General features: G+C 76.2%; 9 protein-coding genes. 5 read left to right on the top strand and 4 right to left on the bottom strand.

Translation table 11 applies throughout. From position 1 onward, the window contains the following. The first annotated feature begins 23 nt into the window (after nucleotides 1-23). Both ACIGZJ_RS13870 and ACIGZJ_RS13865 read left to right on the top strand, forming a co-directional pair. Nucleotides 24-3,407: a right-handed parallel beta-helix repeat-containing protein gene (locus ACIGZJ_RS13870; protein ID WP_396457381.1), complete on the top strand. Its 3,384-nt coding sequence runs from the start codon at nucleotides 24-26 to the stop codon at nucleotides 3,405-3,407. Further along, the gene (locus tag ACIGZJ_RS13865; RefSeq protein WP_396457380.1) at nucleotides 3,404-4,813 is read left to right on the top strand and encodes a S8 family serine peptidase; all 1,410 of its coding nucleotides are present in this window, start codon (nucleotides 3,404-3,406) and stop codon (nucleotides 4,811-4,813) included. The genes ACIGZJ_RS13870 and ACIGZJ_RS13865 overlap by 4 nt, the downstream gene beginning before the upstream one ends. 218 nt (nucleotides 4,814-5,031) lie before the next feature. Here ACIGZJ_RS13865 and ACIGZJ_RS13860 read toward each other — a convergent pair whose 3' ends face one another. From ACIGZJ_RS13860 to ACIGZJ_RS13850, 3 genes are all read right to left on the bottom strand, one after another. Continuing rightward, entirely contained in the window at nucleotides 5,032-5,535 is a 504-nt protein-coding gene (locus ACIGZJ_RS13860) for an N-acetyltransferase (protein ID WP_396457379.1), read from the bottom strand. A 171-nt stretch (nucleotides 5,536-5,706) separates the two neighbouring features. Further along, the gene (locus ACIGZJ_RS13855) at nucleotides 5,707-6,789 is read right to left on the bottom strand and encodes an NlpC/P60 family protein (RefSeq protein ID WP_396457378.1); all 1,083 of its coding nucleotides are present in this window, start codon (nucleotides 6,787-6,789) and stop codon (nucleotides 5,707-5,709) included. Nucleotides 6,790-6,948: 159 nt separating this feature from the next. Further along, nucleotides 6,949-8,592, bottom strand: a complete 1,644-nt coding sequence (locus tag ACIGZJ_RS13850) for a MinD/ParA family protein (protein WP_396457377.1) — start codon at nucleotides 8,590-8,592, stop codon at nucleotides 6,949-6,951. Nucleotides 8,593-8,999: 407 nt separating this feature from the next. On the opposite strand from ACIGZJ_RS13850, the gene ACIGZJ_RS13845 reads away from it, so the two are divergent. Further along, nucleotides 9,000-9,335, top strand: a complete 336-nt coding sequence (locus ACIGZJ_RS13845) for a hypothetical protein (protein ID WP_396457376.1) — start codon at nucleotides 9,000-9,002, stop codon at nucleotides 9,333-9,335. Nucleotides 9,336-9,588: 253 nt separating this feature from the next. Continuing rightward, entirely contained in the window at nucleotides 9,589-10,233 is a 645-nt protein-coding gene (locus ACIGZJ_RS13840; RefSeq protein WP_396457375.1) for a sigma-70 family RNA polymerase sigma factor, read from the top strand. On the opposite strand, the gene ACIGZJ_RS13835 is transcribed toward ACIGZJ_RS13840, so the two are convergent. Further along, nucleotides 10,122-13,154 (bottom strand): BTAD domain-containing putative transcriptional regulator, encoded by a 3,033-nt coding sequence (locus ACIGZJ_RS13835; protein ID WP_396457374.1) that lies wholly within the window; start codon nucleotides 13,152-13,154, stop codon nucleotides 10,122-10,124. The genes ACIGZJ_RS13840 and ACIGZJ_RS13835 overlap by 112 nt on opposite strands. A 211-nt stretch (nucleotides 13,155-13,365) precedes the next feature. Between ACIGZJ_RS13835 and ACIGZJ_RS13830 the strand changes: the two genes are divergently transcribed. Next, on the top strand, nucleotides 13,366-16,308 hold the full coding sequence (locus ACIGZJ_RS13830) for a BTAD domain-containing putative transcriptional regulator (protein ID WP_396457373.1): 2,943 nt from the start codon (nucleotides 13,366-13,368) through the stop codon (nucleotides 16,306-16,308). Nucleotides 16,309-16,346: the final 38 nt, after the last annotated feature.

The raw sequence follows: 16,346 nt of genomic DNA, 5'->3' as shown, positions 1-16,346 counted from the left end.
AACGACGGAGGAGAACGAGCGCGATGACGCGCCATGTGCTCAGTGTGTGCGCGGAGCAGCGCGACGGCGGCTACCGCACCATCGGCGAGGCGCTGGAGGCGGCGCGCAGCGGTGCGGTGATCAGTGTCCGCCCGGGCCGGTACGAGGAGAACCTGGTCATCACCAAGATGGTGACCATCACCGCCGAGGAGGCCCGGGGCAGCGTCCGGATCTCGCCCCGGCGCGGGGCGGTGGTGCAGGTGGTCGCCGAGGCCGTCCAGCTGACCGGCCTCGTGCTGCAGGGCCGGGACGAGGAGCTGCCCACCGTCGACGTCCCGCGCGGGCAGGCCGCCCTGGAGGACTGCGAGGTGGCCGGCAACTCCTGGACGGCGGTGCTGACCCGGCAGCAGGGCTCGCTGGCGATGCGCGGCTGCCGGGTCGTCAACCCGGCCGGGGCCGGCATCGTCGAGACCTCCAGCGGGACGAGCATCATCGAGGACTGCGTCATCGAGCACCTCGGCAGCTCCGCCGTGGTGATCGGCGAGCGGGCCAACCCGGTGATCCGGGACAGCGTCATGCGCGACGCCCGGGGCAACGGCGTCTGCGCCAACGGCGAGGGTCGCGGCTCGATCGAGAACTGCGAGATCTCCGCCACCGACAAGCCGGGCATCGCGCTGGAGGAGAACAGCACGACCCGGGTACTGGGCACCACCGTCCGGGACACCGCGATCGGCGTCTACCTCAGCTCGGCCGCCCGCGTCGTGCTGGAGGACTGCACGGTCAGCGGCACCCGCGGCCACGGCATCGTGGTGGCCGGCGGCACGGACCCGCTGGTGCGGCGCTGCCGCACCGAGCGGACCAAGGGCCACGGCCTGCGGGTGACCGGCCGCTCCCGGGGCGCCTTCGAGGACTGCGAGGTGGTCGGCGCGGAGCTGGCCGGCATCCTGGTCGAGGAGTCCTCCAGCCCGTCCCTGACCCGGACGGTGGTCCGCGGCGGCGGGGCGGCCGGGGTCGAGCTGGTGGGTGAGAGCGCCGCCGAGTTCGACCGGCTGGAGATCCGGGACGCGGCGGGCGCCGGCGTCAGCGTGCGCGACGGCGCCAACCCGCTGCTGCGCCGCGTGGAGGTGTCCGACGTGCGCGGCCACGGCGTCGAGGTGCTGCGGGAGGGGCGCGGCCGGCTGGAGTCCTGCACGCTGTCCTCGACCGGTAGGGCCGGGCTGCGGATCGCCGACGGGGGCAACACCCAGGTCGGCGCGACCACCGTGCGCGGCACCGGCACGTCCGGCGTCGAGGTCGGAGGGGACGGCATCGCCTCGCTGCGCGACTGCGACGTGTCCGACAGCGCCGGCGACGGCATCAGCGTCGAGGACGGCGGCGACCTGACCATGGCCAGGTCGCGGGTGCACGGCAACCGGCGGCACGGTGTGCTGCTGGCGGCGGGCGCCCGGGCCACCCTGAACGGCTGCGAGATGGCGGACAACACCGTGGACGGGCTGCGGGCGGAGTCCGAGGAGCCCGTCCGGATCACCGGCTGCACCGTCGCCGGCAACCGGGGCTCCGGGCTGCGCCAGACCAGGCCCAGTACCCGGTTCGCGGTGGAGAACCTGATCAGCCGGGAGAACGCCCGGCCCGACGCGCACGGCACGGCGCCCGCCGAGAGCGGCCGCGGACCGGAGCCCGCCGCAGCCGAGCCCGGGGAGCCCGGTGAGCGGCCGTCGCCAGCCGCGGACCAGGCCGAGCCGCCGGCGCTCGACCCCGAGGGCCCGCAGTCCGCGCTGGAGGCGCTGGTCGGCCTGGAGGGGGTCAAGGCGCAGGTGGCGACCCTGGTCAACCTCAACAAGCTGGCCAAGCGCCGCGAGCTGGCCGGGATGCCGGTGCTGCCGATGGGCCGCCACCTGATCTTCGCCGGGCCGCCCGGCACCGGCAAGACCACGGTGGCCCGCCTCTACGGCGCCATCCTGGCCGAGCTGGGCGTCCTGCGCAGCGGCCACCTCACCGAGGTCGCCAGGGCCGACCTGGTCGCCTCGATCGTCGGCGGGACGGCGATCAAGACCACCGAGGTCTTCCAGTCCGCCCTGGGCGGGGTGCTGTTCCTCGACGAGGCGTACACGCTCTCGGCGGGGTCGGGCGGCACCGGCCCGGACTTCGGCCGGGAGGCGATCGACACCCTGGTCAAGCTGATGGAGGACCACCGCGACGACGTCGTGGTGATCGTCGCCGGATACTCCGAGGAGATGCGCGACTTCCTCGGGTCCAACCCCGGCCTCGCCTCGCGGTTCAGCCGCACCATCGACTTCCGCAACTACTCGGCGGAGGAGCTGGTCACCATCGTCGGGCGGGCCGCCGCCGGGCACGGCTACGAACTGGCCGACGCCACCCAGGAGGTCCTCCTCAGCCACTTCGAACGGATGCCCAAGGGCGCGGACTTCGGCAACGGCCGGGCCGCCCGCAAGGTGTTCGAGGAGATGGTGGACCGGCAGGCCTCCCGGCTGGCCGTCCTCGCCGAGGTCGCCGACGCGGACCTGGCCCTGCTCCTCCCCGAGGACATCGGCGAGGAGGCCGCCGCGGCCGTCCGGCGGGCGGCGGAGGGCACGGCGGACGACGCCCGCACCGACCTGCTGGACCAGCTGCGCCGGATGGTCGGCCTGTCGGCCGCCAAGGAACAGGTCGAGGACCTGGTCAACCTGATCAAGCAGGCCCGCCGCCGGGAGGAGGCCGGGCTGCCCACCGCCAAGATCAGCCACCACCTGGTCTTCGCCGGGCCGCCCGGCACCGGCAAGACCACGGTGGCCCGGCTCTACGGCGCGATCCTCGCCGAGCTGGGGGTGCTGACCGGCGGCCAGCTGGTCGAGACCGCCCGCGCCGACCTGGTCGGCCGCTACATCGGGCACACCGCCCAGCTCACCAAGGAGGCCTTCGAACGCGCCCGCGGCGGTGTTCTGTTCATCGACGAGGCGTACACGCTCACCCCGCGCGGCGGGGGCGGCAACGACTTCGGCCAGGAGGCGGTGGACACCCTGATGAAGCTGATGGAGGACCACCGCGACGAGGTCGTGGTGATCGTGGCCGGCTACCACGAGGAGATGCACGGCTTCCTCGGCTCCAACCCCGGTCTGGCCTCCCGCTTCTCCCAGCAGGTCGCCTTCGAGCACTACACCCCCGACGAACTGGTCACCATCATCCGCCTCCAGGCGGAGGAGTCCGGCTACGTCTGCGCCCCGGAGACGCTCACCGCGCTCACCGAGCTGTGCACCGCCGTCCCCCGGGACCGGACCTTCGGCAACGGCCGGTTCGCCCGCCAGACCCTGGAGGCGATGGTCACCAGGCAGGCCGGCCGACTGGCCCGGCTGGACGTCGGCGACCTGTCCGAACTCAGCCTGCTGCTGCCCCGGGACATCCCGCCGCTGCGGCAGGGGAGCCCGGTGTGAGGGCCGCCCGACCGGCAGCCGCCGCGCTGCTCTGCTGCGCCCTGCTGACCCCGGCCCCGGCGGCGCTGGCCGCCGCGCCGGCCGTCCCCGGAGCCGTCGTCCCGGCCACCCCGGCGGTCCCGGTCGGGCCGGGGACGCCCGCGGTCGGTGCCGCCGGCACGGCGGTGCCGGCGGCACCTGCGGCGGGCGGCGCCCCGGCCGGCGGGGCCGATCCGTCCGCCTCGCTGCCCGTGGTCGGCCAGGGCGTCGCCAAGTCGAGGCAGGAGGGCTGCACCAAGCCCTCCGACAAGGGCACCGAACGGACCCCGTGGGCGCAGACCTTCCTCCGCCCGGAGGCGGCCTGGCAGTTGAGCCGGGGTGCCGGCGTGACGGTCGCCGTGGTCGGGTCCGGTGTGGACGCGGCCTCCGGCGTCCTGGAGGGCCGGCTCGCCCTGGGCCCGCGCGAGTTCGGACCGGGCGGCGCCGGGCGGGACTGCGTCGGCCACGGCACCTTCCTCGCCGGGCTGATCGCCGCCCGGCGGCAGGACGGCGTGGGCTTCGCGGGGATCGCCCCCGAGGCCAGGATCCTCGCGGTGGCCGTCACCGACGAGGTCGGCGTCACCACCCCCGAGCTGCTCGCCAAGGGCATCCGGCACGCCGCCGACGGCGGGGCCCGGGTGATCGCCGTCGCGGTGCCCGTCCCGGTGGGCGGTGAGGACCTGGCGGGCGCGGTGCAGTACGCGCGTGAGCGGGGGGCGCTGGTCGTCGCCCCGGTCGGGCCCGATCAGGGCACCTCCGCCGGATCCGGGGGCCAGGCCTTCCCGGCCGCCTATCCGGACGTCCTGGCGGTCACCGACCTGGCCCCGGACGGAACCGTCGGGAGCGGCGGGAGCGGCGGGAGCGGCGGCTCGGCCGAGGGCGCAGGCCCGGCCGGCCGGGTCGACCTGGTGGCCCCCGGGGACGCGGTGATGAGCGTCGGCCCGGGCGGCAAGGGCTACTTCACCGGCGCCGGGCCGAGCTTCGCCACGGCCATGGTGGCCGGCACCGCCGCGCTGGTCCTCGGCTACCGGCCCGAGCTCACCCCCGCCCAACTGCTCGACCGGCTGAAGGCCACCGCCTACCACCCCGGCACCGCCCTGCCGGACGCCCGGGTCGGCTACGGAATGGTCGACCCGCTGGGCGCCGTCGGCGCGATGCTGCCGGGCGGCCCGGCCGCCGCCACCCCACCGGCCGCCAGGGCCGGCACGGCCGTGGCGGCCGTCCAGCCCCCGGAGCCGCAGCCGGCCCGTGGACAGGCGGCGGCGGTGGCGGGCGGCGCACTCGGGGCGGTGGTCGTGATCGGCGGCCTCGGGTTCGTCCTGACCAACGGCAGGCGCCGGGGCTGGCAGCCCGGCCGCTGGAACGCCCAGGAACAGGAAGGGGCCTGACCCCTCCCCGACGACTCGGGATCCCGGCCGGGATCCCGAGTCGTCGGGGAGCGGTCGGTGCACCTCGATCCCGTCGGCCGGAAAGGTTCTTCCGCCTACCCGTCACGTCCTCCCGCCGGAATTCGTCAGTGAAGCAGCACCGACGGACAGACGGATCTACGAGCGCCGTACCGGCGAAGCGGTCGGCAGCCTTCGAGATCGGTACGGGTAACGACCGCTTACGCGTCGGAGTGCTGCGGCAGCGCGAGCCAGTCCGACCAGGAGATCTCACGGCCGAGGAAGCGCGGCTGCTCGAACGGCCAGTCGGCGGCGATCCACTGCGGCACCAGCGCGTCGAGGGCCTGCTCGACCTTGCCGCCCACCAGCTCGTCCACCACCCACCAGGAGATCTCGCCGTCCGCGCCGGCCCTCTCCGGCGGGTCGATGTAGACACAGCCGAGCAGAACCGTCTCCGCCGCGTCGAACAGCGCGTAGTTGAAGGACTGGTGCGCGGCGATCTCCTTCTCGTGCCGCAACAGGTCGGCCTGGTCGGCCTCGTAGGTCATGGTGGCCGCGGGCCAGCCCCAGGCCGGGCCGAAGATGGTCCACAGCCGCTCGCGCGAACCCATCACCGCCGGATAGTCGAGCGGGGTGTCCGTCTCCCGGATCGGCCGCAGGTGGTGGCCACCGCCCGGCAGCGGTACCAGGACGGGGTGGACGAAGTCATCGGGAAGCCAGCTCATGGTGCCCGACCGTAGCAGCGCGCGGCCGTCCGCTCCCCTGGATTTTCCCCGCGTACCGCCAGGCCCCGCATACCGCCGGGCGCTGCTCTCATGCCGGGCAGGGCCCGTGGCAGCGGCTTCTGACCGGAAACCGCACCCGAGCAGCCGGGCGCCGCCGGTCTCCAGGCCGTCCTACGGCCGGACGCCGCCCATGTAGGGCATCACGCCGATCGGGAGGACCTCGATGTTCTTGCCGGTCCGGGGGGCGTGGATCATCTTGCCGTCGCCGATGTAGATGCCCACGTGGTGCAGGTCAGGGTAGAAGAAGACCAGGTCGCCGGGCTGGAGGTCGGCGCGGGCGATCCGGGTGCCGGCGTTCCACTGGTCCTGGGACAGCCGGGGGAGCTTGATGTCGGCCGCGCGGTAGGCGGCGCCGGTGAGGCCGGAGCAGTCGAAGCTGTTGGGGCCGGTCATGCTCCAGCCGTAGGGCTTGCCGAGCTGCGCGGAGGCGAACTGCACGATGCTGGCGGCGCGTCCACCGGCGGCCGGCGGCGCCGGGGCCTTCAGATCGGGGCGTTCGGCGGCGCGGGAGGCGCGGTCGGCGGCCGCGGCCTGCTGGGCGGCGGCCTTGGCCTTGTCCGCGGACTCCTGGGCGTTGATCTTGGCGCGCTCGGCGGCGCTGAGCTTGTTGAGCAGGGCCTGGGTCTGGGCGAGCTTGGCCTGGATCTGGTTCTTCTGGGCGCCGAGGGAGGCGCCGACGGTGTCGAGTTCGGCGAGGGTGGCGGCGGCCTCGGTGCGGTCCTGGTCGAGCTTGCGCTGTTCGTCCTGGGCCTGCTTGAGCAGGTTCGTCTGGGAGTCGGCGACCTGGTTCTGCACCGAGGCGCGCTGCAGGTAGGCGGACGGGTCGGAGTCGAGCATGAGCTGGATGCCCGGGTCGATGCCGTTGCTGCGGTACTGGTCCGCGGCCACCGAGCCGAGCCGGGTGCGCAGTTCGTTCATCGCCTCCTGGCCGCGGGCGACCTTCTCCTGGATCCGGCCGGCCTCGCCCTGGAGCTTCTGCTGCTTGGCCTGGAAGCCGTTGTAGCGCTCGATGGACTGCTCGGCCTCCTCGTTGAGCCGGTCCACCTGGTCCTTGACGGAGGCGGCGGTGGGCGCGGTGGGCACGGGCTCGGCGTGGGCCGTGCCGGAGGCGAGCACCGCGCTGCCGGCCATGGCCGTGGTGAGGACCGCCAGGCGGGCCCGGTTCGGGGGAGTGGGCTTGCGTCGCTTTCCCATGGCGGTGGGCTCTCCTTCGGGTGACCTGGATGGACACTGGAGAAAACGTCCGGGGGATGTCCGCGGGTTCACCTCGAGGCGCCGGGGGAGTGCGAACGGCCCGGCCCGGGCGGGCCGGGCCGGGTTCGGAGTCCGACCACAGGACGGGTCGGACCGGGCCTACGCCGTGCCCAGGGCGGTCGGCCACGCGGCGATTCCGGCGGGGCCGGGCAGGCCGGCCGGGCCGGGCAGCGGCGCGGCCACCGCCGTCGGAACGCCCTGCACACCGGGCTGCCCGACCGCCATGCCCTCGCCGACCGCGGCCGCGAGGTCCAGGTACGCCCGGCGGGTCTTCGGCCGCAGCTTCGCCGGGTCGAACTCCCCGCCCACGGCCAGGTGGTCGTCGAAGGGCACGACCACCACACTGCGGCAGCGGGACCCGAAGTGGGCCACCAGGTCTGCCTCCCGGATCAGCCGGCCGGGCCCCCGGATGCTGGAGACCACCGTCACGGCGCGCTGCGCCAGGGCGCCGTACCCGTGGGTGTTCAGCCACTCCAGGGTGCTGCTCGCGCTGCTCGCGCCGTCGACGCTGGTGGTGGCGGTGACCACCAGCTGGTCGGCGAGGTCCAGCACGGCGCGCATCGAGCCGTGCAGCAGGCCGGTGCCGGTGTCGCTGAGGATGACCGGGAACTGGTTGCCCAGCACGCCGATCAGCCGGTGGTAGGCCTCGCCGTCGAGACCGCCGGCACCGGCCGGGTCCGGGGCGCCGGCGAGCACCTCCAGACCGCTCGGGGCCTGCGAGGTGAAGCGCCGGATGTCCATGTAGCCGTTGATCGAGGGGGCCGCGGCCAGCAGGTCGCGGACGGTCGCGGTGGTCTCCGCGCGGACTCGCCGGCCCAGGGTGCCCGTGTTCGGGTCGGCGTCGACGGCGATGACCTTGTCGTTGCGGGCCTCGGCGAGGACGGAGCCCAGGGCCATGGTCGTCGAGGTCCGGCCGACCCCGCCCTTGAGGCTGATCACCGCGATCCGGAAGCTGCGGCGCAGCGGCGTGCGGATGGCGGCCTCCGTCCGCCGGCGCTCCCGCTCGCTCTGGCCGAAGGAGAGGCCCAGCCCCCGGCGGCCACGCTGTGGGGCCGGGTGCGGCGGCTGTCCCGGTTCCGGCCCGACCGGGGCGGGGAGCGTGGCTGCGATCGGTACCGGGGCGGTGGGCGGAGCGGTGGGCGGGATGACAGGCGGAAAGGTGGGCGGGCCCGCGGCCGGAAGGGTGGGCGGGATGACAGGCAGAACGGTGGGCGGGCCTGCGACCGGAGCGGTGGGCGGAACGACCGCCTGCGGCAGCGGCAGCGGCAGCGGCAACGGCATCTGCGGAGCCGGTGCCAGGAGCGGTACAGGTGCCGGCGCCGGGGCGGGTGCCGGAGCAGGAACCGCCGGCCGGAGGGCGGCCTGAGGCGGAAGTACGGGGGCCGGAACGGCCGGGGGCGCGACGGTGTAGCCCGGCTCGCCCGGGCGCGCCTCCGGGGGCACCAGGACGGTGCCCATCGCGTCCAGCGGCTGCGACCAGTACGGCAGCTGCACCGGCTCGCCGACGGCCCCCGCCCCACCGGCGACGGCCCCACCGGCGACGGCCCCACCGCCAACGGCCCCACCGCGGGCCCCGGCCGCCGTACCGCCGGGCCCCGCGGGTTCGGCCGCCCCCCGGGGAGCAGCCGCCTGCGGAGCCGCGCCCGGCCAGCTGGCGGGGGTGTAGTCGGGGGCGAGGTCCCGGTCCGGGCCCTTCGCCAGTCGCTGGACCTGTACCACTGCGCTGCTCTCCTCGGCCGCCACGCGCCCGCCTCCTGTCGCCACGTCGGCCCCTTTCCCGCGTACCGGTGACGTGCCGCCTCCCCCAGGGCCGCCGTACGGGCCGTCCGTCCAGGAGAACGGCGCCGCCCGGGGGAGCGGTTCATTTGGTTGCACGGTGAACCGTTGGCGACGGCGGGCCCGTTGACCCGGGCAGGACGGCAACCGCCGGCGATCCACTGGAGGACGACATGCAACAACCGGCGCGGACGACCGGCCCTGGGCTCAGCCCCCGCCATTTGCCTGCCGAAGCGGGCCCCCACTCGGTAGCGTGCCTCCCGGACGGCGCTTCCACCGGGTGGCGTGCCGGTTCGACCGAGCAGACCGGCAGATGAGCGGAAGTCCCGCATGGCGCGGGGAGAGAGGCACCAATGTCACGGGACGGGTCGTCAGTGGATCCGCGTCGACTCATCGAGTCCTTGCTGGCCTGGCAGGCGGACCCGCTCCCCGGTCCGCCGGTGCTCGCCGTCCCCGAGGCCCCCGCGGCCGAGGTGATCGCGGCCGCACGGCGGCTGGTGCTGCCCGACCTGCCGCTGGAGCGGCCGCATCCGGCCCCGCGGCCCGAGCTGCTGCGGGTGGCGACCGCGCTGGTCGTGGACGAGCACCCGTCCGCGCCCTCCTGGTCGGCGGCGGACCGTGAACTGCTGGCCTCCTGGGTCGCCGTGCTGATCGAGCACCGCGGCGAGGACGGGGTCCAGGAGCTGGTCCGGGCGCTCAACCGGACCTGACCGGCCCACCTCGGCGTCGGCCCGGGCGTCGCTCACGGCGTCCGGCCTGTACGGGGGCGCCGACCGGGACGTCGGCCGTCACGGAGCCGCAGGTCGGGACGTTGGCCGGGACGTTGGTGGTTGCTTGGCGCAATCTTGGCGCGGCCCGGGAGCGTATCGGTGCCGGGATCGGAGCCGTCCCCCCGGCTCCCGTCGGGCCGGCCCCCCTGTCCGGCCCACATCTCGACGCCGTCGGATTTCCGAGAGGTAGCGCGTGTCCATCCAGCCCTCCGCCCCGCCCGTGCCCGCAGCCCTGCCGCTCGCCGCGACCGCCCGGACGGCCGCGCGCCCCACCCTCGACCCGGGCACCCTCGCCGAGCTCTACCGCCTGCACGGCGGCTACCTGCTGCGGGCCCTCCAGCGGGTGACCAACGGTGACCGCGGCAAGGCCGAGGACATCCTCCAGGAGACCCTGCTGCGCGCCTGGCAGCACCCCGACGCGATCGCCGCCGGGCCCGAGCAGAGCCGCCCCTGGCTGTTCACCGTGGCCCGCCGGATCGCCATCGACCACTACCGGATGGCCGCCGCCCGGGCGCAGGAGGTGTCCGGCGACATGCTGGAGGACCGGCCGCTCGCCGCCGACCCGTACGAGGAGGTGGTCGCCCTGCGCGACATCGAGCAGGTGCTGGAGCAGCTGCAGCCGCACCACCGCGAGGTGCTGGTCGAGCTGCACCTGAAGGACCGCTCGGTCCTGGAGGCCGCCGAGCGGCTGGGTGTCCCGCCGGGCACCGTCAAGTCGCGCAACTTCTACGCGATCCGGGCGCTGCGCCCGGTCCTGGCGGCCCAGCCCGGGTACGCCCCGGTCGAGTCGTCAGGACCGTCGGGGCCCGCTCCGGCCGCGCTGCCCGGCGCTGCCTGATGGGGCACCGCGGTCGGTCCGGGGATGTCCCGAGGGGCGCCCGCCGGGGCGCCCCGGGCGCGTAGCGAGCGCTCGATCGCCGCGGGCGTCCCGGGGATGGACCCGGCCTGGTGCCCGTGCAGCCGGTAGAGCCCGACGGCCGAGCGCAGGTGCTGCAGCGCCTCCGCCTCCCGGCCCAGGCTCTGCAGGAAGGCGGCGTAGGCCTGTTCGGAGACGGCGTGCAGATGCAGGAACCCGGCCTCCTCGCAGGTCACCAGCAGCCGGGCCCAGGCCAGTTCGGAGGCCTCGGGCAGGCCGAGGGCCTGCAGGGCGTGCGCCTCGGTCAGCATCGACCAGGCGTGGATGGTCGCGGCGGGGTGGTGGGGCAGCAGCGCCCTGGTCTCGCGGGCCCGGCGCAGCGCCCCCTCCAGGTCGCCGGCCACCAGCGAGGCCGAGGCGGCGTAGCCGAGGGTGAAGGAGATCTCGTGCGGATCGCCGGACTCCTCGGCCAGCTCCAGCGCGGCGGCCGCCAGCGCGGCGCCCCCGGCCGGGTCCCCGAGCAGGCCGGTGCTGAGCGACTGGGTGGCCAGGGCACGGGTGTGCGCGAAGCCGTCGGCCGGGGTGGTGTCGTCCACCGCCCGCTGGATCACCGCGGCCGCCTCCTCGCGGCGCTGCAGGCCGAGCAGCGCGTTCGCCGTCGCCTCGCGCAGCAGCGCGACGGCGAGCCGGTCGCCGCACTGCAGGGCGGCGCGCTCGCCCGCGCGCAGGCAGCTCAGCCAGTCGGTCAGCCGGCTGGACCCGTAGTACAGCGCGCTCGACGACATGGCCAGTCGCCAGGCCCGCTCGGGGTCGACCGCGGTGGCGGTGGCGACCAGTGCGCGGATCGTCGACTGCTCGGCCCGGAACCAGCCGAGCGCGCTGCGGGTGTCGGCGGTCAGGGGGAGCACGGCCGGCGGGTGGACGCGCTCCCCGTAGCTGTCCTGGCCCGGTTGCAGGTGGTCGCCGCAGTGCTGGACGGCCGTCACGTAGTAGTCCAGCAGCCGTTCGAGGACGAGTCGGCGGGTCTCGTCGGGCTGCTCGGTGAGGAGCTCGACGCTGAACAGCCGGATCAGGTCGTGTCGGCTGTACCGCCCCGGTGCGCTCTCGCCGAGCAGGTGGTGGGCGGCCAGTTCACCCAGGGCGGCCCGGGCGGCGGCCGGGCCGGCGCCCAGCAGCGCGGCGGCGGCCGGGGTGTCGACGTCCCGGCCGGGGTGCGCGGCCAGCAGGGTGAGCAGGGTGGCGGCCCGGGCCGAGAGGTGGCGGTGGGTCAGCATCAGGGCGGTGCGGATGCTGACCGCCCCGTCGGCCTCCAGGGCGAGCAGCCGGGTGCGCTCGTCGGCCAGCTCGGCGACCAAATCGGCGATCGTCCAGTCCGGTCGGGCGGCCAGCCGGGAGGACGCGATCCGCAGGGCCAGCGGCAGGTGGTCGCAGAGTTCGATGAGCTGCTCGGCGGCGGCCGCCTCGGCCCGGACCCGTTCGGGGGCCAGGCTCCGTTCGAGCAGCCGCAGTGCGTCGCCGTCGGGCAGCGCCCCCAGCCGGAGCATCGCGGCGCCCTCGGTGACCACCAGGTCCTCCAGGGTGCTGCGACTGGTCACCACGGTGGCGCAGTCGGGCCCGGCGGGCAGCAGGTCGGCGATGTGGCCGGCGTTGCGGGCGTTGTCCAGCAGGACCAGCAGGCGCAGGTCGCCGGTCCGGGCGCGGTAGAGGGCGGCGCGGCCGGCCAGGTCCTCGGGGATGGTCGCCTCCGGCACGCCCAGGGCGAGCAGGAACTGGCCGAGCACCTCGGCCGGGTCCACCGGGCCGGCCGGGTCGAAGCCGCGCAGGTCGACGAAGAGCTGGCCGTCCGGGAAGCCCGCGGCCGCCTGGTGGGCCCAGCGGACGACGGTGGCGCTCTTCCCGGTGCCGGCCGGGCCGACCACCACGGCCAGTCCGTCGCCGGTGCGATCGGGGCCGCACTCCTGGTCCAGCCAGCGGGACTCCGGGGCCCGTCCGACGAAGCCCGCGGACTGGCGGGGCAGCTGGCGAGGCGTCGACGGCTCGTCCGGGTCGGGCTCGTGCCGGGGCGCCGGGTCGGCCGCGGCCTCGGGGTGCGCCGCCGCCGTGCCGGACGGCGTTGCGGGGGGCGGCAGGACGTCGGGGCCGGCGGGCTCCTCGGCCAGCACCTGCGTCAGCGCGGCCTGCAGCTCCGCGCCGGGCACCATGCCCAGCTCGCGGTCCAGCAGCTCCCGCGCGTGGTGGTACACCGCCAGCGCGTCGGCCGGCCGGCCGGCCTGGTGCAGACAGCGGATCAGCAGCGCCACCACCTCCTCCCGCAGCCCGTCCGCCCGTACCCGCTGCTCCAGCGCCGGGACGGCCGCCGCCCCGGACCCCTGGCGCAGCCGCAGCCGGGCCCAGCCGATCAGGGCCTTGGTCCGGTTCTCCTCCAGCCGGCCGGCCAGCGCCCGGCGCAGTTCGGTGTCGGGCAGGTCGACCAGCGCGGCGCCCGTCCATAGCCCCAGCGCCTGTTCCAGCAGGCGGATCGCCTCGGCGTCCCCGGCGCGGCCGGGCCGCTCGGCGCCATCCCCGGCGCGGACGGCCAGCGTCTCGAAGCACAGCGCGTCCACCTGCTCGGCCGGTCCGGTGAGCAGATAGCCGGGTGCCCGGGTGCACAGGTCGAACGGGGTGTCGGCGAGCACCTTGCGCAGGGCGGCGATGTGCCCCTGGAGGGCCGCCCTGGCCCGGGCCGGCGGCTCCTCGCCCCAGAGCAGCTCGAAGAAGCGCTCCACCGCGACGACCCGTCCCAGGCGCAGCGCGAGCAGCGCCAGCACCGCACGCCGCTGGGGCCCGGGCAGCGCGACGAACCCGTCGGACGCGGTCCGCAGCTCCACCGGACCGAGGAGTTGGATGCCCACGCGGTCGCCCACAGTCGCCCCCACGGCGGTCGAGCCTGATGTCGGGCTGCAGTGTAGCCGCGTAGTTTGTCCGGCTTGGAATCCCGTCCGCCCGCGTGCTGCCCGAAGGGTCGTCGTACGGTTGCCCCATCGGGCAATCCGCGCTCCGCGGTTCGGTGTTTTCCGGCCGGATCGGCCACTATCCCGATGGCTGACATGCTGACATCTGGGCAAAGGGGGCCGCATGCGGATCGATCTGCTCGGCGCTGTGACCGTGCGCTACGACTGCAGCACAGCGGCCACGCCCTCGGCGCCGAAGCGCCGCGCGCTGCTCGCCGCCCTCGCCGTCGAACTCGACCGGGTGGTGCCGACCGACCGCCTGATCGAGCTCGTCTGGGACGGCAGCCCGCCGGCCACGGCCCGCGCCGCGCTGCAGGGCCACGTCACCGCGCTGCGCCGACTGCTCGACGGCGGCCTGGTGCTGGCCACCCGGGGCGCCGGCTACGTGCTGACCGGCGACCCGGACCAGGTGGACGCGCTGCGCTTCGAGGACCTCTGCGACCGGGCCGGCGTGCTGCTCCCCGGCTGTCCGGACGCCGCCGCGGCGGCGTCGGCGGACCGCCCGACCGGGGACGACGATCCGGCGGTCCCGCTGCTGCGCGCGGCGCTGGACCTCTGGCGCGGCCCGGCCCTGGCCGACTGCGGCTCCGCCCTGCTGCGCGAGCGGGCCGCCCCCCGGCTGACCGATCTGCGGCTGCGCGCCCTGGACCGGCTGGCGGAGGGGCTCTGCCGGCTGGACCGCGGCGCCGAACTGGTCGCCGAACTCGTCGAGGCGGTCCCGGCCCACCCCTCCCACCAGCGGCTGGCCGCCCGGTTGATCGACTGCCTCGACCAGGCCGGGCGCCGGGCCGAGGCGCGGGCCTGGTACGACCGGGTGACGGCGCAGCTGCCCACCGCCCCCGGGCCCGCCCTGCGGCTGGCCGGCGAGCGGCTCGCGGGCGGCCCGACGGCCGTACCCGCCACGGGTGCCGGCGCCGTCGCCGAGCGCGCCACCGCTGGCACTGCCACCGCCGTCGGCACTGCCGCCGCCGCCACCGCCGCACTCGGGCCGACCGTCGCGGCGGCCCGGCGGCCGTCCCCGGCCCCCTCCCAACTACCGCGCGCCAACCGGAGGTTCGTCGGTCGGTCGGCCGAACTCGACCGGCTGGACGGGGCGATCGCCACCGGCCGGGAGGCCCGTCCGATCCTGGTCACCGGACCGGCCGGGGTCGGCAAGACCAGCCTGGTCCAGCACTGGGCCCACCGGGCGGCCGAGCGCTTCCCCGACGGCCGGCTCTACGCCGACCTGCGCGGCTTCGACGAGAGCGGTCCGCGGGAGCCGGCCGAGGTGCTGGCCGGGTTCCTGACCGCCCTCGGGGTCGCCGCGCACGCCCTGCCCGCCTCGCTCGACGGCCGCTCGCGGCGCTTTCGGGAACTGCTGGCGGGCCGCCGGCTGCTGATCGTGCTGGACAACGCGCGCTGCTACGAGCAGCTCGCCCCGCTGCTGCCCGACCCGCCGCCCGAGGCCGCCGCCCACGACACCTGCGCGGCAGGCGGCTGGGCCGGGCCCGTCACCGTCATCACCAGCCGCAGCCGGCTGCGCGACCTGCTGGTCCACGAGGGTGCCACCACGCTCCCGCTGGACCCGCTGTCCCCCGCCGACGCCCGGGAGCTGCTGGCCCGGGTGGTGGACCCGGCCCGGGTCGCCGCCGAACCACAGGCCGCCGCCGAGCTCGCCGAGCAGTGCGACCGCCTTCCGCTGGCGCTGCGCCTGGCGGCCGCCCGGCTGGCCGTCCGCCCGGACTGGGCGCTGAAGGACCTGGTGGCGGAGCTCTCGGCGGAGCGCGCCGGACTCACCGCGCCCGCCCGGGCCGACCTCGGCTCACCCGGCGTCGGGGTGGCCCTCGACCTGACCTGCCGCACCCTGACGCCGGCGGCGACCCGGCTCTTCGCCCTGCTCGGCCTGCACCCCGGCGCGGTGATCGACCCCACGGCGGCCGCGGTCCTCGCCGACGTGTCCCCGGCCGCCGCCCGCGGCCTGCTGGCCCAACTCGACACCGTCCACCTGCTGGAGGAGAGCGCACCCGGCCTCTTCGCCCGGCGCGAGCTGGTCCGCCTGCACAGCGCCCGGCTGGCCGCCGAACTCCCCGCCGACCAGCGGCTGGCGGCCCTGGACCGGCTGATCGAGCACTATCTGACCGCCACCGTCGCCTGTGCCGGTCCGCACACGGCCGCCACCCCTTCCGCCGGCACCCCACCCGTCATCACCCCACCCGTCATCACCCCACCCGTCATCACCCCACCCGTCATCACCCCACCCGCCGGGCACAGCCTGCCGCCGACGGCCACCCCGGGCCAGGCCGCCGACTGGTTCGGCCGCGAGGAGCCCGCGGTGCGCGGCATGGTGCTGCGCGCCGAGCAGCACGGCCGGTTCGCCGCCGCCTGGCGGCTCGCCCACCGGGCCGGGGTCCTCTACGCGAAGGCCAGGCACCGCCGCGCCGAGTGGTGGACCACCGCCGAGTCCGGTCTGCGGGCCGCGCGGGCCTGCGCCGACCCGGCCGCCGTGGCCCGGCTGACCACCGACCTCGCGGTGATCCTGGTCGACCGACGGGACTTCCGCGCCGCCGCCGACCACCTGGACCGGGCCCTGGCCTCGGCCGACGAGGTCAGCGACCCGGTGCTGCGCCACCACTGCCGGGCCCGGACGGCCGACGGCCTGGTCAGGGCCGGTCGGCCCGACCGCGCCGTGCCGCTGATGACGGACATCGTGGCCCGCGCCCGCGCCCTGGCCGACGACCGCCTGCTCGCCCGGGCGCTCAACGACCTGGCCAGCGCCCAGGTGGTCGGCGGCACGCTCGAACCGGCGCTCTCCCACGCCGACGAGGCCGTCCGGATCCTCGCCGCCCACCCGGACGCGGCCGAGACCGTCCGGGCCACCCACACCCGCGCCGAGGCACTGCACGCGCTCGGCCGCCACGGCGACGCCCTCACCACGGCCCGGCTGGCCCTCGCCCTCGGCCGCACCCAGGCTGACCCGGCGCTCGAGGCCCGGTCGCACGCCCTGATCGCCACCGTCCTGCACGCCCTCGGCCGCACCGCCGAGGCCGTGGCGGAGGAGCGCCGGGCCGCCGAGGCCGCGCACCGCTGAGCTCCACCCGCCGGCCCGTGGCGGGACGACCTTGCCCG

It is taken from the genome of Kitasatospora sp. NPDC052868 (genome assembly GCF_044547105.1).
In the GTDB taxonomy this organism is placed as follows: domain Bacteria; phylum Actinomycetota; class Actinomycetes; order Streptomycetales; family Streptomycetaceae; genus Kitasatospora.
This window is presented reverse-complemented; position numbering and strand designations above follow the sequence as displayed.